We start from the raw sequence: 17,840 nt of genomic DNA, 5'->3' as shown, positions 1-17,840 counted from the left end.
GAATGTCGGCGGTCGCATGTATGGTAACAACGTGGCCTTGAGGGACAAGGCCTGAGAGGAAACCATGACCATCACCGACACGGCCACCACCACGATCCGCTTCATCACCTTCGAGCCGTCCTGCGGCGAACACGGGGGAGTCGGCGGCTTCGAGTGGGAAACGGCCGACCACGCCCGCATCGACGCCCTGTACGAGTCGATGACCACCGACCCAGACCTCACGGACGACACGGTCGCCCTCTACGAGATCACGGTCGCCGCCGCACTCACCCCCGCCGCGATCGACGACCTCATCCAGATCGACTACATCGACGAGTGGCCCAGCTCCGCACCCATCAAGGTGCGCCCCGGCGAGCACGCCCAGAAGTGGGTCCTCGCCAGCGACGGTGCCGAGCACGACTTCACCGACCCGCGCCGCGCCAACGACGCCTACGAGGCGCTCGTGGACAGCGCGACACCCCAGGCCGCCGAGCTGATCCACGTCGTCTACGACCGGTTCGAGGACGACATGGTCACGCGCCTGATCCGCACCAGCGCCCAGCCGAGCGTCACATTCACCGTCCCCGCTGACGTCGCGGGCGCGATCTCGGAGTCGCTGGAGTACGTACGCCAGGAGACCCCCGACGACACGGAAGCCGAAGACCCCTGGGGTCAGAGCGCTGCCGACGCCCGCTCCCGCCGTGCCGCCAGCCGCGAAGGCATGCGCGCGATGATCTCCGAGGCGCAGATGCTCGTCTCCGAGGCGACCGCCACGGCTCAGGTGGGGACGCCGACGTGGATTCCCTCCACACCCGTGACCCGCATCGCGACGCTCGCGGAGCTGGAGGCCGCCCCGCTGTTCTCGATCTTCGCCATCGCGGATGAGGCCGGGACGCTCAGCGTCCACAAGGACCCCACGGGGCACTACTTCATCTCGGGCACCTTCGGGCCGCAGACCGCGGAGGACGTCCTCACCGAGGCGGATGGCGGGCTGTACCTGGTGTTCACGCCGCCGTCCCAGACGGTGGACTGGTTCAACCGGCGCTAGCCGCCATCACGAGGGGCCGTGGGCATATGCCTGCGGCCCCTCTGGCATGCCTGCTACCAGCTAGGCGACCTCCCCTCGTAGTCGAGTTCGATAGCCAGCGCCGCCCCGCCGCGGTGACTGCCGGGCGCTGCGGGCAGCAGGTGCGGGGACCCGCGGTAGGCCTCCCGCAGGGCGGCGGCTGCGCGTCGTCGACGGCCAGGTCGTTCGGCGGGGTCCGCCGCGATCGCCTCCAGCCCGTCGAGAGCGCGCTGCCAGTTCTGGTTGGTGAGTTTCGTGTCCATGCCCACCATGAGTGCGGCGACCTCGCGAGAGTTGCGCCGACACCGGAACTTTTTCCGAGACGGCCGCAGTACGCCTCAGTACATGGTCGCTTCTGACGAATGTCAGTGGCTCTGTGTACGGTAGTAATCAAGAAGGAAGGGCTGAGGGACAGCCCACGAGAGGACAAGGCCATGAGCACCACGACCACCAACATCAGCAGCGCAGACGCCGCATTCATCGTCCGCACCCCCGCCGCCGAGGAGGAGTTCACCAACAGCGCCGACGCCATCGCCCGCTACAACGAGCTGGTCACCCAGGGCGGACGCGTCGACTACCTCGAACGCGAGTACGAGAACCCCGAGGCCGACGACGAGGACCGCGGCGACCTGACCACCGACCTCATCCGCTCCGCAGGCACCCCCGACCGCTACATCGCACTTCCCGAGGCGGCGCTGCACGTCGTCCTCGATGCCCTGCGCAACTACCGCATCGACGTCGAGGAGATGGACGGTTTCGAGCCGTGGAAGAACTACGACTCCGAGCGCGACGAAGACCAGCTCGCCAACCCCGCAGGCACCAGCATGCTCATCAGCGACGCCGCCGCCGCTGTCACCGCCGCCCTCGACGCCCGCCCCGGCGAAGAGCCTGCCGCGAGCAGCCGACTCCACGTCACCGATGAGGCGCTCGACAGCCTCCGCTCCGCCGTCGACGAGGCGCGCGAGGCTGCCGCCGACGACAGCAACGACGGCGAGATCGAGTCGCTTCAGGGGGCACTCGACGAGGCCCTGACGATCATCGGCCTCGAAGAGCGCCCCACGGTCGACCCGTTCGCGAACGAGGAGGACGAGCCGGACGAGGTCGACCCCAGCGACGAACGACCCGCCGGAGGTCGTGAGCATGTCCTGACCGTCCGCGTCCTTCTCGACAGCGATGACGCGGCCAAGGTGACGCACTTCAAGACCGAGGCAGGGATGCTCGTCGCCAGCCAGCTCCGCGACGCCTTCGTCGGGGACGCTGAAGGCCTCGATGGCTACGAGGGCGCGACGATCGCCGCCGGGCCGTTCATCAGTCTCAGCAGCTTCTAGCCCGACCGCACGAGCGCCCACCCTCCGTAGAGCGGGTGGGCGCTTTCGCGCGCTCAGGGCCGGTGGGTCGGGGATGGGAGAAGAAAGCGAAGCGCCGGAAATCACCCCGAACGGCGGTCGAAGAGGGGCATCGCGCGCCCCCGAGGAGGGACCCGTGGAGGCGGTGAGCCACGGCTTGTCACCCTGCCCTGCCATGCGCGGCGCTCAGGGCTGCACGATGCCGGGCTCGATGGTCGCGTCGCTCGTCGGATTTGTACCCCGACACCCCGTGGCACCTGCTCTGGGGTGGGGGACTAGCTTGTCCCCACTTGTGCCGACATGTAGATTCATACCTATCGAAGCCAGGCGGGTTTCGAGGGCCGGATGCCCGAATCATCCACCCTCGGAATCTTCTCTCTCAGTGGCATCGCGTGACCCCTAGCGCGCGTCGATGTGGCCCCGCCGCCGACCTCTCCCCCTGGTCGGCGAGCGGGGCCTCACTCTTTCCGCCAGCCCCTGTGACGCATGGGTCTTTGACGTGTGCTGTAAGATCACGGCATGGACAAGTCGATCCCCACGTACGGCATCCTCAGGAACGACACCATCGACGGGGTTCTGAACTCGCGCACCTACGACCTCGCCATGTGGGTCACGACGAGTCAGTGGACCATCAGGAGCTGGATCATTCCGGCGCTCATCTCCCTCGGCAGCCTGCTCGCGATCATCGCACGCGCCTCCAGCATCTTCAGCCACGAGGACACGGTCCGCCCTGCCGACATCGCGCTCCCCGTCATAGCTGTAGCCGTCTGGTTCTACCCGGCGTTGCGACGCCACAACTACCGCCAGGCGGTCCGCATTCACGTCGCGAACGCCCTGCTGAACATCGGCGTCATCAGCGACGCCGAGCGCCCCGTGATCCGCAAGCAGGCGGCCGTCCACGCGGGAATGACGAGCGATATCGCAGAAGTCGACCAGGTGCTCGTGCGCAAGGGTGTTCCCGTCACTGTTGTCGTGCGCCTCCTCGGCGGAACCACCATGCAGTACATCGAGGTGGACCCAGTTGCGCAGAAGCGGGATATTGCTCAATACGGAGCGCCCGGCGCCCGTGAGGCATGATGGTCGACTTCGCCGCCAAACCCACCTTCCTGGCCTCGGTCACGGCCGAGATCATGAGACGAGCCACTTAGGCGCCGACGAGCCGAGCGGCTCGTCCGAACACGGCAACCAGCTCCTCGCGACGCCCCCGCACTGCCATAGCTCGCTGCCCTGGATGCCACGTCCTCAGGTAGGAATACTTCCCTTCGTAGGCAGGCTCGATGAAGCGCGTGAGGGCGTCCTGGGCAGGCTTGCCGCATGCGACGATCACTTCCAGCCTGGGCAAATATTCGAGAAGGCGCCGCAGCTCCAGGGCCCCTTGACGAACCTCGTCCGAGGTGGGCGTCTGGACTCCGACCGCGAGAAGCCAGGGGACGATGTTCCACTGAAGAGCGATGCCCTCATCGAGCCGGGTCTCGTGTCGAGCGGACCATGTATTGCGGGCCGTGAAGTCGTCGTTGTCGGGGGAGATGAATCCGGAACCCTGTCGCCTGCCTTCACGCTCCGTGCTCGTCATTGGTCCGGGGGACTCAAGCAGAATCAGAACCTTGGCATCCGCGCCCGCATCGGCGGGGTCGAAGGATGGGACGCGAACCGGGAAGTCGCCATCCTTCCAGGCCGCGAGGCGTCGCTCGGTCAGAAGGCGCTCGTATTCAGCAAGGGGCCGGTAGGCCACGCTGGTCTCTTTCATGGCTTCGCGTTCGGCGCGTACTTCGGGATCGGCCATCGCGGCAGGCGGGCTCATGAACATGCCCCGAGACTACCGAGCCTGGTCGGTTGACATGTTGGCCTAAGCGTGTACTGTAGAACCACGAGCCCGAGGGACGGGCACGAGAGGACACCATGACAAGCAGCGCCACCGCGAGCAACGACACCGCAGAGATCACCGTCGTCCACGATGTCGAGGGCGACGCGATGCGCGTCGGCTCGATCTTCTACTACCCAACCCTGGGCAACATGCGCCTGACTGCCATCGTCCAGACGGGCGAGGACCGCGGCCGCATTCTCGGCACCAGCGTCCACCGCGGCGAGAGCCCCGACGACGACATGCCCATGATCCCGGGGCGGGCGCTGCGCTCGAACCGATAGGGCTTCTAGCCCCGTCACCCACCTTGGGGCGGCGGGGCTCCATGCCCCTTCCGTAGCAACCTGCTACACTAAGCCCAACGATGTTCCGAGGGACGGAGCAGAGGGGGCACCATTTTGACGACACTCACTCGTCCTCCGGCTGGACGGAATCTTCGGGCCATGGCCGCCTCCAGTGCCTCATACACGCCCGACGTCGTCCGGCGCGCCAACGAGACGACCTACTACGCCCTCGCGCCGCTCGGAATCGGCGCCATCCTCGGTTTCTCGGTCGCCCCGAGCACCCTCACGTCATCGGCCTACGGGCTCATCCTCCTCGGCGTGCTCGCGGTCGCCGCCATCGCCTGCATCATGCGTGTCCGACTCATGCTCTGGAAGCGCAGGGCCCTGAGGGACCGCGATCTCCTCAACACCGCCGTCGCCGTCCAGCTCATGAAAACGCGCGGCCTGTCGATGGAGCAGGCGAACGCGTTCGTTCAGGCCGCTCACTTCGAAACCCTGAATGCAGGCCTCCAATACGCCTTCCGGGGCTGCGTCGACGATCACCAGACGACCATCTACGTCCGTCACAACGGCGACATCGACGTCGTCACCGAGGGGGTCCACGCGTGAAGCTCGAAGCCGTCTCCAACCCTGTCGCGTCCGTCGACGGGGCGCCCACCGTGGCCCACAGGGAGCCTTGACCCATGACGCGCATCACCTATGCCGCCTACGCGTTCACCGAGGGCGCCACGGACGAGCAGAACCTCGAAAACGCCCTCCAGGTGACGACCCTCAACGCCGCTGTCGCGCACAGCAGCTTCTTCCACTCGGACGTCATGGCCTACGAGTACGTCACGGACTGCGTCCATCCCGCGCCCGACGCACCCGGCCAGGAGTTCGACGGGATGCAGTACATCCCCTTCACCGACCTCTACAGCGACGAGCGCTGGCCCGAGTACAAGGCCGCGATCGACGCCTACGAGATGGATCACTACGACGGCCTCTGCCACCAGAGCCCCATCGGCACCTTCTGCCCTGAGTGCGCAGGAGGAGTCGACGACATCGATCCGGCCGAATGCGAACGCGGCCAGCGCGCCCGCGACGAGCGGGATGAATTCTGGGACGCCGTGAGCGCCTGGGCCGAACAGAATCTGGTGCGCGACCTCCCGATGGCGGCTTGATGCGCTTCGACACGGACATCGCCCACGACGCCTTCCACGTCGCCGAGTTCCGCAGCTACGCGCTCACCTTCCGCATCCTCCACGGGGTCTCCTCGTCCTCGGCATGGGCGCGCTGATCACCATGCGAGTCATCGGCCTGCATGGAGCGCTGACCCTGCTGCCCCTCGCGGCCACGATCTTCGCCTGCTATCGGCTGGCCTTGCACGGCCACGACAGCCGTCACGCCGACCAGGCGGCCGAAGACTGGGCGGACGAGGTGGCCAAGGTCATCTCGCCCGCTATCCGCATCCCCATCGAGGAGGCCCGGGCATTCGGCTCCGCACTCCCCGTGGAACTGATCGAAGACGGCGACTGCCACAGCGGCTACGTCGCGCACGGGACGGTCAACGATCGCCAGCACGTGCTCCGCATCGATGCCGACGGCTCGTTCACTCTCACGCCCTTCCCCGTCGGCGACGCTCTCGCCTGAAATCGGGCACCAAATGCTTCAAAAAGGGCGAAGTCGCCCACCCCACCGCGCATCCGACTAGGGAAGCGTGGAGGACGTCGAAAGGTCACGCATGTCTGAACTCACCCCCTGGCACAAGGGCGACCTCGTGTCGTTCGATCTGGAGACCACCGGCATCGACGTCTTCGAGGCCCGCATCGTCACCGCGAGCTGGCTGGAGATCGACGGCACCACCGGCGAGACCAAGACATTCGAGTGGATGGCCGACCCCGGCATCGAGATTCCCGAGGCTGCGTCGGCCGTGCACGGCGTCACGACGGAGCGCGCCCGCGCCGAGGGGCACCCGCCCGCGCAGGTCCTCCGGGAGATCAACGAGCGCATGGCCAGCGCCAAGGAGCGCGGCGTCCCGATCATCGGCTACAACCTCGCCTACGACATGTCCGTCATGGAGGCCGAGGGCGCCCGACACGGAGTGCCCATCACCCAGGACAACTACATCGTCGACGCCCTCGTCATCGACAAGCACGTCGACAAGTACCGCCGCGGCGGACGCAAGCTCACCCAGGCCGCCGAGCACTACAACGTCCCCCTCGACAACGCGCACAACTCGTCCGCCGACAGCCTTGCCGCCGCCCGCATCGCGCACAAGATCGCCCAGCGCTACCCGGAGCAGGTGCAGATTCCCTTGAGTGAGCTGCACGAGAACCAGAAGCGCTGGTACGCCCAGCAGCAGGCCGACTTCCAGAAGTACCTCCGCGGCAAGCAGGCCAGCGACCCGACCAACACCGACGCTCCGGCGAACATCCCGCCCCAGTGGCCCGTCCGCCGTCCAGGTGACGACGATGACGCCAACAACTCGCCCTACGCCCAGGCGCCTCAGGCCGCTGCTCCCGCCGCCCGGCGCGAGCAGCCGGGCTGGACCATGCCCCAGGGCAAGTACGCCTTCCAGAACGAGGATGGCAGCGTCTCGATCTACAAGGTCGACAAGCCCGAGAAGGGCAAGTGGGCGGGGCGCGTGTTCCTCAAGGAGCAGCTCGAAGGGGAACTGGCCGACATCCGCGGCGCCGACGCACACTCGATCCTCCAGCGCATCCAGAAGGACCCGACCGCGGCGATGGCCACCTACGGGCACACCACCGGCAACTGCGGAAAGTGCTCCCGTCCGCTCACGGACCCGGAGTCGGTTGCCGCTGGGATCGGCCCCGTCTGCGCCAGCTCGATCTAGGAGTTGACGTCACGCCAGTCTTCATGTACTGTAGTGACTACGGAAAAGCTCGCATTGAGTCGGACCGGCAGGGCAGCTCCGGCAGCCTTCGTCAACCGCCTCACGTCATCTGGGCCCTTTGGGAGGGTCTTGCTGTCGCGCCTGTGACTCATCCGTACCTGCTGCGACGTCGCAGCTCCACAGACCGTGGGCCGTTGATCACCTCTCTCCGGCGCACGCGGGCCGTCGGGTGTCCCAAACTCCTCGGCGGCCCCCTCAAACTCCTCGCATTGCCTTGGTTCCTCTCGGCGGCGAGGCGGCCCCGCCCAGTGTCCCAAACTCCTGGCGGGGCCATTCCTTTTCCACGACGCCCCGACGCCGGGCGCGATCGCGGCGTAGCTTCGAAGCGCCGGATCAGGCAAGAAAGGCCCGCCACCCCTTGGGGTGACGGGCCTTTGTTGATGCGGCAGGTCAGTTCGCGATGGCGGCGAAGTCCTGTTCGACGACGGTGGCGGAGACGACCTTGCGGATGTCCGCGTAGAACCCCTTACCCGTCTCCTGGAAGACCGGGTACATGCCGACGGCGAGCTGCGGGTCGGCCTGGAAGTCCTTGTTCAGGAGGTCGACGTGCTGGACGTCGACGTCGGCCTGGAAGCCGATGAGTGCGATGGGGTCGCCCTGGTAGGCCCGCTGGTTGCCGACGGCCCCGTCCTCGGCGATGTGCATCGGCCAGGGGCGCTTGCCGCTGGCGTCGGACTCCTGCTGGAAGGTGATGAAGGTCATGATCTTGCCTCTCGCGCCCCGTCCCTCGGGGCTTTCGTTGTTACAGTACATGCGCTCTCGATCGTCGTCAAGCACGGAATCCCGTCGTCGACAAGCTGCTACACTAAGACAGTTCAATGCGATCATCCGATCCCGCGCAGCATCGCCACGCGAGATCGGATGATGGCCTCGTCAAGCCGACCCGAGGGGGACCGTCAGTGTCCGATTCGACCGATGCCACCACCGTCGACCGCGCAGCTCCGCGCGTCTACATGATCGACTCGCCGACCACGCGCGATCGAGACGACGCCTTCCGCGTCGACAAGACGGATACCGGCTACCGGGTCACCGTGCACGTCGCCCGAGTCGCCGACCACGTCCCCCTGGGCTCCGATGAGGACCTCGCCGCGCGCGCCGCGGGATGGACCCTCTACGGGCCGCGCCGCGTCACACCGATGCTCGGCGAGACCATCGAAGACCTCGCCACCCTGAAGCACCAGGAGTCACGACCCACCGTCGCGATCCAGATCGACCTGAGCGAGACCGGCGAAGTCGTCGGCCGGGAGCTTCGCCGCGACATCGCCCTGAACCCGGTCGCCCTGACGTACGCCAGCGCGACGACCACCCTCGACGAGACCGACCACCGGTGGCGCCCCGACCTCATCACCGCCCACCACCTCGCGATGATCCTGCTCGACCGCCGCCGCAACGACGGCGCCCTCGCGCTCTACGACCTCGCCGACGGATGGACCGTCACCGAGGAGGGCGTGCTCATCCCCCTCGCCGACATCGAGAGGAACGTGGCCTACGTCATCGTCCAGGAGATGATGATCGTCGCCAACGCCGCCGTGGCCGCATGGGCCGCCGAGCGAGAGCTGCCGATCCTCTATCGCAACCACCAGGCGAGCGCTGTTGCGCCAAGCCTGAGCGAGATCGCCCAGGACATCCGCGTCGCTCAGAACTCCGCAGACCCCGCGGCCGACTTCCGGACACTCCGCCAGCGAACCTCGCTCACGATGAAGAAGGCGACCTACGGCCCGCGCCTCCTCGGCCACTACGGGCTGAGCCTGCCGTCGTACACCCACTCCACGTCGCCCCTCCGCCGCTACGCCGACCTCGTCACGCAGCGCCAGCTCCTCGCGGCGCTCGACGAGCGCGAGCTGCCGTACAGCGCCGAGTCCCTCACCGAGATCGCAGAGTCCCTGCGGGAGACCGCTGCACTGCGGTCTGCGGCCGTCACCGCGCGCGAGAAAGCCAAGGACGTCGACCGCACCCTCACGGCCGTCGGGCGGGCGAACAGCCTCGCCGACCTCTCCACCGAGCGCTGGCTGAAGACCCTGAAGCTGGCCACCAAGGGTCCCTACCTGGCGCCGGTGGCGATCGAGGTGCGCCGCCGCATCGACGCGCGCCTCCTCGACCACCAGGACGCCGCATACGTGCTCGGCGCCAACGACTCGTGGCGTGAACTGAAGCTCGACCTGCTCACCTACGTCGACGAGCACAACCCGGCCATGGCCTCGATGCTGCTGAATCAGTACCAGCAGCAGAACGCTGACGCCCTGCCCGTCACCTACCAGGAGAGTCAAGACGGCCCCCGCACGCGCCGGTCTTCACCATCCACCCGAGCGTCGGACCGGAGCGCCTGTTCCCTCGCTCCGCCACGACCGTGAAGCTCGCCCGTCACCGCGCCGCGCAGGCAGCACTCCTGCACCTGATCGGGGAGCAAGTCCACGAAGAGCAGGGCATCGCGGCCCCCGCGCCGATCGCCCTCCCCAAAGAGGAGGCGCTCCCGACGCACGAGAACCCCATCTCCTGGATCAACGAGCACGCCGCCAAGGCCCGCCTTCACGCGCCGACCTTCGACATCGCGAACACCGGGACCGCCCAGGCCCCCAAGTTCACCTGCCGCGCGACCTACGAGGCCGCCCCCGACTTCACTGCCGAGGCCACCGCTGCATCCAAGGCTGAAGCCAAGACCAAGGCCGCGGAGACGCTTCGCCAGCGCATCCTCGCCGCTTGATCCCGACTCTGAATCGAAGGACACTCCATGGACAACCTGGCCCCCCTGCACTTGGCAGGGCACATCATCGCCATCGCCGGAGGCGCCGCGGCGGCGCTTGCGCTCTTGCTCGTCCTGGCCGCCGTGATGAACGCCTCCTTCCACATCGCCCCATCGCTCCTCGCGCCTCGCAGCTCCGCTCAGCCTTCGACCGAATCGCCGACCCGGGAGGATGGGCAGGTCGCTCGCGCACGCCACTTCGCCTTCCGCGTGGGGTTCGTCGGCGTCGCCCTGGTGGTCCTCGGGCTCCTGATCGCAACCAACTGCTTCGGCGCGCTCGACATGATCGTCAAAGCCCTTCCGAGCGTCGAGTAGGACACCATGATCGTCAACGTCAGCTTCGTCGCCCTTCTCGCGGCCGGTATCACGCTGGCTGTCTTCGCTTTCCGCGCATACCTGGCGCCAGGCCAGCACGCGTACCACCTGGTGATCAAGCCGTCCCGGGCCCAGATCGATACATACGGCGACTTCGTCGTGAAGATGGAAGCTCGGTGCATGTCCTTCGGCGTCTCCGCACTGGCCCTCTTGTTCGGCGCCTTCACTGTCGTGAACTTCGACGCCGTCTCAGGCTGGACGCGCGGTCTCATCGACTTCGTCGCCCAGTAGCCCCGGCGCGACATACTTTGACCATGAGCGACCAGCAGATCGACGCCTATATCGAGAGCACGAAAGCACTCATCGCCGAGTACGGCTGGGCCGTACAGGGCGTGGGCGCCGGTGATGGCGCTCCGCAGTTCTCCTACTCGGTGGGGTTCACGGCCCTCGGGCACGCCGAGGTCATCATCGAGAGCCTCCCGATGGCTGCCGCTCAGGGCGTGCTGAACAACATCGGGCAGGTCATCAAGGACGGTCTTCGACTCGCTCCCGGCGATGTCGTCCGGGGATTTCTCGGAAACGATCTGCCGCTCGCATTCATCGCCGCCGAGGACGACTCGGACCTCACCGTCGTCGGACGCATCTACGGCGAGAAGAATGCCCTCCAAGCGGTCTGGCCCGACACATCCGCACGCTTCCCATGGGACAAGGGCTACGACATGCCGCAGGGGTCCCAGCCGCTGCTTGGCGCGAGCCCAGAAGCATTCCGGGAGATCACCCTCTCGTAGCCGCCCGAGGTCCCCACGAGAGGCTGGCAGGGTCCCAAGTGCCCTCCGACACGTCTCCACTGAGCACGGGACCCAGGAGGCGGTTGGCGAGATCGAGTGCGGGCTCCCACGATCGGTACTCGCCGAGGATGGGGCTGCTGGCGGCCCGCCCGGCGTACCCGGCCTGGATGCCGTCGGCCGCCACGAGCGCGTCGAACGGCATGAGCCGTCGGCGCGCGCCTTCGTCGCGGATCGCCTTGCGCAGGTGTTGCGCGTCGGGGCGGAGGTGGAGGGCGATGATCGCGATGTCAACGAGGTCCTTCGCACGCGACGACCCCTCACCGGCGGCCCCGAAGACGGACATCATGGCGCACGCCTTGTCGGCTATCTGATCCTCGGTGGCGATCATCGCGTAGTCGAAGGTCTGGAACTCCTCGATGTCCAGCCGGAAGTCTGGAGTCGCCCGTACGACGGGCGCGCTCGGCCGGGGATGAAGGGCGAGGTCGACCTTGATCGTGCCGCGAGGCTTGCCAGCGACGGAGACGTCAAAGATCACCTTGGTCGCCTCGACCTCGGGCTGGCTGTCGCCTCCCGCGGATTGGCGGCCGCGGTAGGTGAAGGTGAACCAGTCACCAAGGTCGATGGAGGCCAGCTCCTTCAGGAGTTCCACCGCCACGTCGAGCGTGTTCTCGCGAGCTTCGAGGTCGACGTCATTCGTGGGCCGCGCGCCAGGGACGAGCGCGAGCATGCGCGTCCCGCCCTTGAGCAGGAGACGTCCGTCGGGACGCGAGAAGACCCGGCAGAGGAATCGGTCGTAGTCCGCCTGGTCGACGAAGCGCTTGACGTCGGCCCGGCCCATGCCGCCCGCTCTCTTCCGAGCGGCCTTCGTGATGGCGTCGCGGGCCGCTTTGCCGGACTCGAAATTAGGCGTCATTCGCGGTGGACTCCGAGCCCTCAGAGGTGGGGGAGGGCAAGCCCTCGGTACCGTGCGAGGCGCGGCTGGCCGAGCCGGGGCGCGCACGCGCGGCGCGGCGGGCGGGGTTCGGGATGCTGGCGGCGGCCCGCGATGCGGCGGCGCTGGTTGCCAGCTTGCCGATGGCCTCCAGCGTGGCCGCCGGGATGCCCGTGGACAGGGCGATGTCCATCTTCGGCACGGTCACCAGTGAGCTGATGACCCCCTCGGGGAGGTTGATCTTGGCGACGTTCTGGATGCCGCGGAGGATGGCGGGGTCGAGCTTGTAGACGGGCAGATTCTTGGCCAGCGAGTCGATGATCGGCTTCAGGGAGGCCTGTTGCTGCTTCGCGATCGGGCCGATGATCGAGTCGATGGCTGTGGCCGTCTGCGCCTGTTGGGCCTTGAGGATGGCGTCCATGGCGGATCGGAGGATGGGGTTCGTCAGGAGAGCCTTGAGGGCCAGGCTTCCGTCGTCCCGCGACGCCTCCGCCAGGAGCCGCGCGTAGAGCCCGGCGCCATCACCCTCCCGCAGCTTGTAGCGGCGCGCGAGGGGCGCGAGGAGAGTCGCCATGCGCGTCTCGTCGAGATCGGCGCGAGCGTCGATGGCGTCGCGGAGAGCGTCGGCGATGAGCGAGAGGTCCCCGTGGTCGCGGAGGAGGTCGGCGATGGTGCGCTCGACCGAGGTGACGGGGAGTCCGTCGCGGACGACAACGTCGCCCGGATCAAGGTCGCGCGTGCTGTAGGTGATGTCCGTTCGCCGGGTCGAGTGCCGCTCGGGGGAGATCATGAGGTAGGGCAGGGCGTCGAGGTCGCCGATCCCATGGATGAGTGCGGCCGCGGCGCTGCCGACGACGACGTCGGGCGCTCCGACACGCTCGTGCGCCAGCGGAGTCGGGTTCGTGGAGAGCCAGGCGGCCCGGATGTCGTCGAGAGGGGAGGAGGCGGAACCGCCGAGACGGTAGACCCCGTGCACCATGCGCTCCAGGCGACCGTCGCCCTCCCGGTTGACGAGGTTGGCTCGGCTGATGCCGCGTTCGTTCGCCTGCGCGGTCGTGAGCATGCCCCACTGGCCCGCGGCGAGGTCGCCGAGGACCTGATCAATCTCCGCGGTCTTCATACCGCAAAAGTCTACGCTCCATTGACTTTTGCCGCAAGAAGGCCGCATCTGGCCCGGAAAGTCAGTAACCGTCGTTAATGTAGCCACCACGGATGGTCGGGCTCGAACGCGACCCACGTGAGAGATCGAGGACATCGTGACGACGACAGCAGGCGAACGACCCACCGGCACCATCGACGCCCTGTTCCGCCGAGAGTACAGGCACCCCAACGCCATTCCGATCGCGCCCGGCAATCAGCAGTTCTGGCTCATCCAGGTCGGCGGCGCGGCGCCCCTCGGCTATGTCCGCCGGACCCAGCACCACGGAGCCTCCTCACCCTTCGTCTTCGACTGCTACGCCCACTGCCGCGACGACAATGGCGGCCGCCCGTGGCTGTTCACCTCGGAGAAGTTCGGCTCCGCAGTCGCGTGGATGATGCAGCACGACCGCGAGATCAGCCGCCTCATCCAGGCGAGCAACCCCGAGCCGGAATCATGGCCGCCCGCCATGCACGACTGAGCGCCTGTCAGACTTGGCCCATGGACGACTCGAACGCAGCCCCTGACGCCATCGCGCGCCACTTTGCATCGCCCGAGTTCTTCGGCCTGGACCGATCCGCGAGCGAGCGAGCCGCCGAGGCTGCGCCCACAGGACCCGCCCCCACGGCCACTCAGCGCACCTACTGCGACTGACGCCCCACTCCACGCCTCGCGAAAGGAAAGCCATGCCGCTCGTCAAAGCCGACTCGATCCTCGATCTCGCGATGCCCGCTCTCGATGAGGCGGCGGTGGCGATGAAGTACTCGGGAGCCTCGATCGACCTCTCGCCCCGCCAGCAGCTCGCCTTCGACGATGCGGTCCGCTACGCCGCCGAGATCGACGCCCGTGAGCGCGAGCACTTCAAGCAGCTCCCGGAGCAGATCAAGGCCGAGAACGACCAGGTGATGACCGACCTTGCCGCGGGCAGGCTCTACCTCGTGAACGTGGTCGCAGGCTCGACCAACGTCGTCCACTTCGCCAACTGCCGAACCATCCGTCACCAGGTCGACCGCGACATCGCCCACGAGTTCGAGATCGAGCGCGGAGACGCCATCGAAGGCTCCTGGCACTCCGGGTCCGGCTACGACTACGTCGCCAAGTGGCCCAACCTCGTCACCCTCGCCGAAGTCGAAGACCTTCGCTCGTATCGCGCCTGCGGGCTCTGCAATCCCGACACGAAGCAGCGCCGGAAGTACGCCGGTGCCCGGAACGCGCCGTCGAAGATCACGTCGGTGACCCAGGAACGGATCGGGCGCGAGTACGAGACGCCCGAGGGGAGTACCTCGGCGTCCTGGAGAGCTACACCGTCACCCGCGACAGCATCGTCCTGCACTGCTCCGAGCGGGACTTCGTCGGCCAGGAGGGGGCCCTGGTCACCATGCTCCCCAAGGGCGTGTAGTCACAACCTGCTACACTGGCCGCGCCTCCCCGAAAGGGGACCGTCACTAGAGCCAGGGGGCCATCGTGGAGAAGCTCGTCGTCGTCAAAGCGCAGGGGTCCAACCCTGATCGGCAGTGGCCGCTTCTCGCCGGGTACGGCGGCCTCATCGACATCGAGTGGGTGGACGCAGCCCGCACTCCCTTGAGGAGCGTCAACGCCGAGATCGACGCGATGGCCAAGGCGGTCGACGCCATCAAGGCCAACATCGCGCAGGGCATGCACCTCGCCGCATCCGGCTCGGACGCCACCGCTCTCATCGCCGCGGTCGAGGACCTCATCCGCGACGGGGCCCCGACGCCTGCGAGCATCACGCTCGTCAACCCGCAGCGATTCACCCGCGCACGGCCCTTCTGGGCTGCCGAGAGCGTCCTCGCCTGGCGTGAGGAGAACCGTGACGTCCGAGCCGAGGCCTCCTACGAACTGAGCGTGGGGCAGAACGATCCCGGCCGCGCCGCGATCACCGAAATCGAGACGATCGTCAGCCGCCAATTCCCTAACGGCGGTTACGGCGTCCCCAAGACCTGGTCGCCCCTGACCAACGCCTACGCCGACATCCCGACCCTCGTCCTCCAGACCCCGCGTCCGCCGCAGGTGCCGGTGTCGATGTTCACCGAGACGGCTGAGGCCATGCAGCGCTCCGGCGCCATCCTGCGCGATCTCGTCTCCCCGTCCGCCGTCGGTGGCTCGATCGTCGCGTGGCTCGTGCAGCTCGGCGCCCTGACCAAGCTCGGCGAGAGCCTTGCGGCTTCCGGATGGATGGTCGAGCCGATGGGGGAGCCGCGCTACCTCGCCTCGCCCGACTGGGCCGCCGAGCACTCCGACGGACGTCGGCTGGAGCTGCTGAACCGCGGCAAGGGCGAGGTGGGCGTCGGGGCGCGCAAGGCGCGAGGCGACGCCTGGTTCGAGGACGCCACCGCCTACTTCGAGCCCTCTGCCGACGGAGCGCTGGTCGATCGCACGGCCGTGAGGGCCGCCGCGGAGTTCCCTGATGGTGCGCTTGTGCGCGACCTGAGCGTGATCCTGACGCCGGGCGAGCTGGCGGCGGTCACGGAGATGATCGTCGACGTCGCTCGCGTGGGCCAGAACATCGAGGCCTGATCCGCTCCGCGGACGACTCCCATTCCCGACCCGCAGGCGCCCCACCTCGTCTCGTGTGACGCAATGTCGGTGGCTCTATGTACTGTAAGACTCATGGATCGAGGGACGGTCCACGAGAGGAACACATCACCATGGGCAGCATCGGCGTCTACGTCACCGACAACCCGGCCTTCGGTCGCGCAAAGGGCGAGAGCGACATCTCCTACTTCTTGCGCGATAGGGCCGAAACCCTCTTCCTGGCGGGAACCACGCCGCCCGAGACGCCCCGGCGGCGAGAGATCGTCGCTCACAACTCGACCGCGGATGCCTTCTACATGGCCATCCGGATCGTCGATGACGGCGACTTCCTCCCCAAGGGGTCCGTGTTCGCCGAGGTCATCCTCAAGTCCTGGCACGGGAAGGGCGACCGCCGCGAGTTCATCTACAAGTCGCAATGGGAGGGCATGGGACTCGGCGCAGGAGACGCAGGCCCCTCACTGAAGGTTCTCGACGCCCTGACGCCCGCGGAGGACATGGGCCTCGGCGAGGAGACGACTGCGTGGATCGCCACGTGGCGCACGGGATGCCGGGCCCTTGCCGAGCGGCCGAAGCCCAAGGTCGACGACGTGATCGAGTTCCCGTCGGCGTTCCGCTTCGGTGACGGCGTCTGGCGAGGACTCTTCCGCATCACGCAGGGCGGCAAGCTCGTCGACGCGCTCACGGGGGCTCGCGTCTCGCTCACCAAGTGGCACGCCCGGGACTACTCGGTCGTCAGCCGCGAGGCCTTCGAGGCGGCCGCCGTGGTCGAGCGCGCCCGCCGGGCTTCCGCCGTGCGCGACACGCAGCTCACCCGCCTCTTCCAGGCCGAGCGAGCCAACTACTCCGCCATGATCGATGAAGCGCGGCGTCGCGGCGAGATCGCGCCGCCCTCGCCGACGTACGCGAGCCTCTTGGACTCATGGGCACAGATGCCGGGCGACATCCGCGATGACCTGTCTCCGTACCTGGAGGACGCAGAAGTCGAGGAGCACCTGGCGAGCAAGGGAGACTCCTCGCTACCCTGGGCGTAGGTCGCAACCTGCTACCCTAAGGGTGGGCGACGAATCGGTCGCCCATACTCGTGCATCCAGGAGCAGCATGCCCAAACGCAGCCTCGGCGACATCACCATCCCGACTCAGATCGCTCTCGTCATCGGCGCGGTGGTGGCCGTGGCGCCCGTCGTCTACAACCGCCTCGCGCCCGTGCTGCACCTGGAAGCCTTCGCCGCGGCGAGCACCTTCCTCCTGGTCGGCGCCATCATCTTCGGATTGAGCGGCGTGAGCGCGCTCATCGAGGTGTTTCGCAAGCCGGGTGGCATCCTCACCCCCGAGGGTCGCGAGGCTCACGAGGCCCACTTCGAATCGCGCGTCCAGGCCGCGGCCGCCGACAGCGAAGCGGCAGCCGGGGAGGGTCTCGTGCGTAGTCGTCGCCGCCGACCACGCCTCGCGCTCACGATCGGCTCCACCCTGCTCGTTGCCGCCATGGTGGCCGTCCTCACCGTCTTCGCGATCGACAACGCGCCGATCCTGTGGTCCATCGCGGTCATCGCGATCGCCGTCTGCTCGACCGTCGTCGTGGTCCCCGCTGGGCTCATCGTCGACGCGCGCATCGCAGCGGCTCGCGCTGCCCGACTGGAGGCCGAACGCCGAGCCACTGAGGCGCGAGCCCGTGAGGCCGCCGAAGCGGCGGAGCGGGCCTACAGGGAGTCCACTCGCGGCCTCCTCGGAGGCTTCCGCAGGGTGGCGCACAAGGTGGTCGGGCGGCCGGGGAGAGCGATCGCCGCAGCATCGCCTCCAGGGTCGTGACCACGGTGGCCTACACCTCGCGCGGCCGCTACGGTGGCGCCTACGGCATCTCATCCTCCGCTGACGGAGGCTTCTTTGCCCTCGCGCCGATCGTGGCACTGCCGCTCGCGATCGTCGCGATCTCGTAGTCGACGCAC

At 67.6% G+C, this 17,840-nt stretch carries 25 protein-coding genes; 20 read left to right on the top strand and 5 right to left on the bottom strand.

The annotated features are described in order from the left end of the window. The first annotated feature begins 64 nt into the window (after positions 1–64). The gene (locus QUE79_RS24250; RefSeq protein WP_286347065.1) at positions 65–1,027 is read left to right on the top strand and encodes a hypothetical protein; all 963 of its coding nucleotides are present in this window, start codon (positions 65–67) and stop codon (positions 1,025–1,027) included. Positions 1,028–1,080: 53 nt separating this feature from the next. On the opposite strand, the gene QUE79_RS24245 is transcribed toward QUE79_RS24250, so the two are convergent. Continuing rightward, positions 1,081–1,308 (bottom strand): hypothetical protein, encoded by a 228-nt coding sequence (locus tag QUE79_RS24245; protein ID WP_286347064.1) that lies wholly within the window; start codon positions 1,306–1,308, stop codon positions 1,081–1,083. 171 nt (positions 1,309–1,479) lie between these two features. Here QUE79_RS24245 and QUE79_RS24240 point away from each other — a divergent pair, with 171 nt between their 5' ends. Further along, on the top strand, positions 1,480–2,373 hold the full coding sequence (locus tag QUE79_RS24240; RefSeq protein WP_286347063.1) for a hypothetical protein: 894 nt from the start codon (positions 1,480–1,482) through the stop codon (positions 2,371–2,373). A gap of 537 nt (positions 2,374–2,910) precedes the next feature. Further along, positions 2,911–3,468 carry a hypothetical protein gene (locus QUE79_RS24235; RefSeq protein WP_286347062.1) on the top strand — a complete coding sequence of 186 codons (558 nt, stop codon included), beginning with the start codon at positions 2,911–2,913 and terminating at the stop codon, positions 3,466–3,468. A gap of 67 nt (positions 3,469–3,535) precedes the next feature. On the opposite strand, the gene QUE79_RS24230 is transcribed toward QUE79_RS24235, so the two are convergent. Next, on the bottom strand, positions 3,536–4,198 hold the full coding sequence (locus tag QUE79_RS24230) for a uracil-DNA glycosylase (protein ID WP_286347061.1): 663 nt from the start codon (positions 4,196–4,198) through the stop codon (positions 3,536–3,538). 92 nt (positions 4,199–4,290) lie between these two features. Here QUE79_RS24230 and QUE79_RS24225 point away from each other — a divergent pair, with 92 nt between their 5' ends. From QUE79_RS24225 to QUE79_RS24205, 5 genes are all read left to right on the top strand, one after another. Next, the gene (locus QUE79_RS24225) at positions 4,291–4,536 is read left to right on the top strand and encodes a hypothetical protein (RefSeq protein ID WP_286347060.1); all 246 of its coding nucleotides are present in this window, start codon (positions 4,291–4,293) and stop codon (positions 4,534–4,536) included. 159 nt (positions 4,537–4,695) lie between these two features. Beyond that, the gene (locus tag QUE79_RS24220; RefSeq protein ID WP_286347059.1) at positions 4,696–5,145 is read left to right on the top strand and encodes a hypothetical protein; all 450 of its coding nucleotides are present in this window, start codon (positions 4,696–4,698) and stop codon (positions 5,143–5,145) included. A gap of 74 nt (positions 5,146–5,219) precedes the next feature. Beyond that, positions 5,220–5,696 carry a hypothetical protein gene (locus QUE79_RS24215; RefSeq protein WP_286347058.1) on the top strand — a complete coding sequence of 159 codons (477 nt, stop codon included), beginning with the start codon at positions 5,220–5,222 and terminating at the stop codon, positions 5,694–5,696. A gap of 103 nt (positions 5,697–5,799) precedes the next feature. Then, a complete protein-coding gene (locus QUE79_RS24210) occupies positions 5,800–6,165 on the top strand; it encodes a hypothetical protein (protein ID WP_286347057.1) in 366 nt (121 codons plus the stop codon). Between the two features lie 91 nt (positions 6,166–6,256). Next, a complete protein-coding gene (locus tag QUE79_RS24205; RefSeq protein ID WP_286347056.1) occupies positions 6,257–7,369 on the top strand; it encodes a DUF6011 domain-containing protein in 1,113 nt (370 codons plus the stop codon). A 450-nt stretch (positions 7,370–7,819) separates the two neighbouring features. Here the strand turns inward: QUE79_RS24205 and QUE79_RS24200 are convergent, their stop codons facing one another. Next, positions 7,820–8,131, bottom strand: coding sequence for a hypothetical protein (locus QUE79_RS24200; RefSeq protein ID WP_286347055.1), 312 nt, complete (start codon positions 8,129–8,131; stop codon positions 7,820–7,822). Positions 8,132–8,328: 197 nt separating this feature from the next. Between QUE79_RS24200 and QUE79_RS24195 the strand changes: the two genes are divergently transcribed. From QUE79_RS24195 to QUE79_RS24175, 5 genes are read left to right on the top strand one after another with little or no spacing between them, the layout of a single operon-like run. Further along, complete coding sequence (locus tag QUE79_RS24195) at positions 8,329–9,780, top strand: ribonuclease catalytic domain-containing protein (protein WP_286347054.1); 1,452 nt, start codon at positions 8,329–8,331, stop codon at positions 9,778–9,780. Next, positions 9,777–10,130 (top strand): double-stranded RNA binding motif domain-containing protein, encoded by a 354-nt coding sequence (locus QUE79_RS24190; protein WP_286347053.1) that lies wholly within the window; start codon positions 9,777–9,779, stop codon positions 10,128–10,130. The genes QUE79_RS24195 and QUE79_RS24190 overlap by 4 nt, the downstream gene beginning before the upstream one ends. A gap of 27 nt (positions 10,131–10,157) precedes the next feature. After that, positions 10,158–10,484 carry a hypothetical protein gene (locus QUE79_RS24185; RefSeq protein ID WP_286347052.1) on the top strand — a complete coding sequence of 109 codons (327 nt, stop codon included), beginning with the start codon at positions 10,158–10,160 and terminating at the stop codon, positions 10,482–10,484. Between the two features lie 6 nt (positions 10,485–10,490). Beyond that, positions 10,491–10,775 carry a hypothetical protein gene (locus QUE79_RS24180; RefSeq protein WP_286347051.1) on the top strand — a complete coding sequence of 95 codons (285 nt, stop codon included), beginning with the start codon at positions 10,491–10,493 and terminating at the stop codon, positions 10,773–10,775. A 23-nt stretch (positions 10,776–10,798) separates the two neighbouring features. After that, on the top strand, positions 10,799–11,272 hold the full coding sequence (locus QUE79_RS24175) for a DUF4262 domain-containing protein (RefSeq protein ID WP_286347050.1): 474 nt from the start codon (positions 10,799–10,801) through the stop codon (positions 11,270–11,272). Here the strand turns inward: QUE79_RS24175 and QUE79_RS24170 are convergent. After that, the gene (locus QUE79_RS24170; protein ID WP_286347049.1) at positions 11,259–12,185 is read right to left on the bottom strand and encodes a nucleotidyl transferase AbiEii/AbiGii toxin family protein; all 927 of its coding nucleotides are present in this window, start codon (positions 12,183–12,185) and stop codon (positions 11,259–11,261) included. The two genes, QUE79_RS24175 and QUE79_RS24170, sit on opposite strands and share 14 nt — an antisense overlap. Then, positions 12,175–13,323: a type IV toxin-antitoxin system AbiEi family antitoxin domain-containing protein gene (locus QUE79_RS24165; RefSeq protein WP_286347048.1), complete on the bottom strand. Its 1,149-nt coding sequence runs from the start codon at positions 13,321–13,323 to the stop codon at positions 12,175–12,177. The genes QUE79_RS24170 and QUE79_RS24165 overlap by 11 nt, the downstream gene beginning before the upstream one ends. Before the next feature lie 136 nt (positions 13,324–13,459). On the opposite strand from QUE79_RS24165, the gene QUE79_RS24160 reads away from it, so the two are divergent. The 7 genes from QUE79_RS24160 to QUE79_RS24130 all read left to right on the top strand — a co-directional run bounded on the left by QUE79_RS24160 (position 13,460) and on the right by QUE79_RS24130 (position 17,831). Further along, positions 13,460–13,822 (top strand): hypothetical protein, encoded by a 363-nt coding sequence (locus QUE79_RS24160; RefSeq protein WP_286347047.1) that lies wholly within the window; start codon positions 13,460–13,462, stop codon positions 13,820–13,822. 20 nt (positions 13,823–13,842) lie between these two features. Continuing rightward, the gene (locus QUE79_RS24155; protein ID WP_286347046.1) at positions 13,843–13,995 is read left to right on the top strand and encodes a hypothetical protein; all 153 of its coding nucleotides are present in this window, start codon (positions 13,843–13,845) and stop codon (positions 13,993–13,995) included. Positions 13,996–14,027: 32 nt separating this feature from the next. Next, the gene (locus QUE79_RS24150) at positions 14,028–14,849 is read left to right on the top strand and encodes a hypothetical protein (RefSeq protein ID WP_286347045.1); all 822 of its coding nucleotides are present in this window, start codon (positions 14,028–14,030) and stop codon (positions 14,847–14,849) included. Further along, on the top strand, positions 14,806–15,879 hold the full coding sequence (locus QUE79_RS24145) for a hypothetical protein (RefSeq protein WP_286347044.1): 1,074 nt from the start codon (positions 14,806–14,808) through the stop codon (positions 15,877–15,879). Before QUE79_RS24150 ends, QUE79_RS24145 begins: the two co-directional genes overlap by 44 nt. 131 nt (positions 15,880–16,010) lie before the next feature. Further along, complete coding sequence (locus tag QUE79_RS24140) at positions 16,011–16,928, top strand: hypothetical protein (RefSeq protein ID WP_286347043.1); 918 nt, start codon at positions 16,011–16,013, stop codon at positions 16,926–16,928. Between the two features lie 67 nt (positions 16,929–16,995). Next, positions 16,996–17,703, top strand: coding sequence for a hypothetical protein (locus tag QUE79_RS24135; RefSeq protein ID WP_286347042.1), 708 nt, complete (start codon positions 16,996–16,998; stop codon positions 17,701–17,703). Continuing rightward, positions 17,700–17,831, top strand: a complete 132-nt coding sequence (locus QUE79_RS24130; protein WP_286347041.1) for a hypothetical protein — start codon at positions 17,700–17,702, stop codon at positions 17,829–17,831. The genes QUE79_RS24135 and QUE79_RS24130 overlap by 4 nt, the downstream gene beginning before the upstream one ends. Positions 17,832–17,840 lie beyond the last annotated feature (9 nt).

This window comes from Frondihabitans sucicola, from assembly GCF_030296615.1.
Taxonomy (GTDB): Bacteria; Actinomycetota; Actinomycetes; order Actinomycetales; family Microbacteriaceae; genus Frondihabitans; species Frondihabitans sucicola.
This window is presented reverse-complemented; position numbering and strand designations above follow the sequence as displayed.

Excerpts from the sequence above, each read along its gene's own strand:
- QUE79_RS24250 (WP_286347065.1), top strand. The coding sequence starts at position 65 with ATGACCATCACCGACACGGCCACCACCACGATCCGCTTCATCACCTTC.
- QUE79_RS24245 (WP_286347064.1), bottom strand. The coding sequence starts at position 1,308 with ATGGACACGAAACTCACCAACCAGAACTGGCAGCGCGCTCTCGACGGG.
- QUE79_RS24240 (WP_286347063.1), top strand. The coding sequence starts at position 1,480 with ATGAGCACCACGACCACCAACATCAGCAGCGCAGACGCCGCATTCATC.
- QUE79_RS24235 (WP_286347062.1), top strand. The coding sequence starts at position 2,911 with ATGGACAAGTCGATCCCCACGTACGGCATCCTCAGGAACGACACCATC.
- QUE79_RS24230 (WP_286347061.1), bottom strand. The coding sequence starts at position 4,198 with ATGTTCATGAGCCCGCCTGCCGCGATGGCCGATCCCGAAGTACGCGCC.
- QUE79_RS24225 (WP_286347060.1), top strand. The coding sequence starts at position 4,291 with ATGACAAGCAGCGCCACCGCGAGCAACGACACCGCAGAGATCACCGTC.
- QUE79_RS24220 (WP_286347059.1), top strand. The coding sequence starts at position 4,696 with ATGGCCGCCTCCAGTGCCTCATACACGCCCGACGTCGTCCGGCGCGCC.
- QUE79_RS24215 (WP_286347058.1), top strand. The coding sequence starts at position 5,220 with ATGACGCGCATCACCTATGCCGCCTACGCGTTCACCGAGGGCGCCACG.
- QUE79_RS24210 (WP_286347057.1), top strand. The coding sequence starts at position 5,800 with ATGGGCGCGCTGATCACCATGCGAGTCATCGGCCTGCATGGAGCGCTG.
- QUE79_RS24205 (WP_286347056.1), top strand. The coding sequence starts at position 6,257 with ATGTCTGAACTCACCCCCTGGCACAAGGGCGACCTCGTGTCGTTCGAT.
- QUE79_RS24200 (WP_286347055.1), bottom strand. The coding sequence starts at position 8,131 with ATGACCTTCATCACCTTCCAGCAGGAGTCCGACGCCAGCGGCAAGCGC.
- QUE79_RS24185 (WP_286347052.1), top strand. The coding sequence starts at position 10,158 with ATGGACAACCTGGCCCCCCTGCACTTGGCAGGGCACATCATCGCCATC.
- QUE79_RS24180 (WP_286347051.1), top strand. The coding sequence starts at position 10,491 with ATGATCGTCAACGTCAGCTTCGTCGCCCTTCTCGCGGCCGGTATCACG.
- QUE79_RS24175 (WP_286347050.1), top strand. The coding sequence starts at position 10,799 with ATGAGCGACCAGCAGATCGACGCCTATATCGAGAGCACGAAAGCACTC.
- QUE79_RS24170 (WP_286347049.1), bottom strand. The coding sequence starts at position 12,185 with ATGACGCCTAATTTCGAGTCCGGCAAAGCGGCCCGCGACGCCATCACG.
- QUE79_RS24165 (WP_286347048.1), bottom strand. The coding sequence starts at position 13,323 with ATGAAGACCGCGGAGATTGATCAGGTCCTCGGCGACCTCGCCGCGGGC.
- QUE79_RS24155 (WP_286347046.1), top strand. The coding sequence starts at position 13,843 with ATGGACGACTCGAACGCAGCCCCTGACGCCATCGCGCGCCACTTTGCA.
- QUE79_RS24150 (WP_286347045.1), top strand. The coding sequence starts at position 14,028 with ATGCCGCTCGTCAAAGCCGACTCGATCCTCGATCTCGCGATGCCCGCT.
- QUE79_RS24140 (WP_286347043.1), top strand. The coding sequence starts at position 16,011 with ATGGGCAGCATCGGCGTCTACGTCACCGACAACCCGGCCTTCGGTCGC.
- QUE79_RS24135 (WP_286347042.1), top strand. The coding sequence starts at position 16,996 with ATGCCCAAACGCAGCCTCGGCGACATCACCATCCCGACTCAGATCGCT.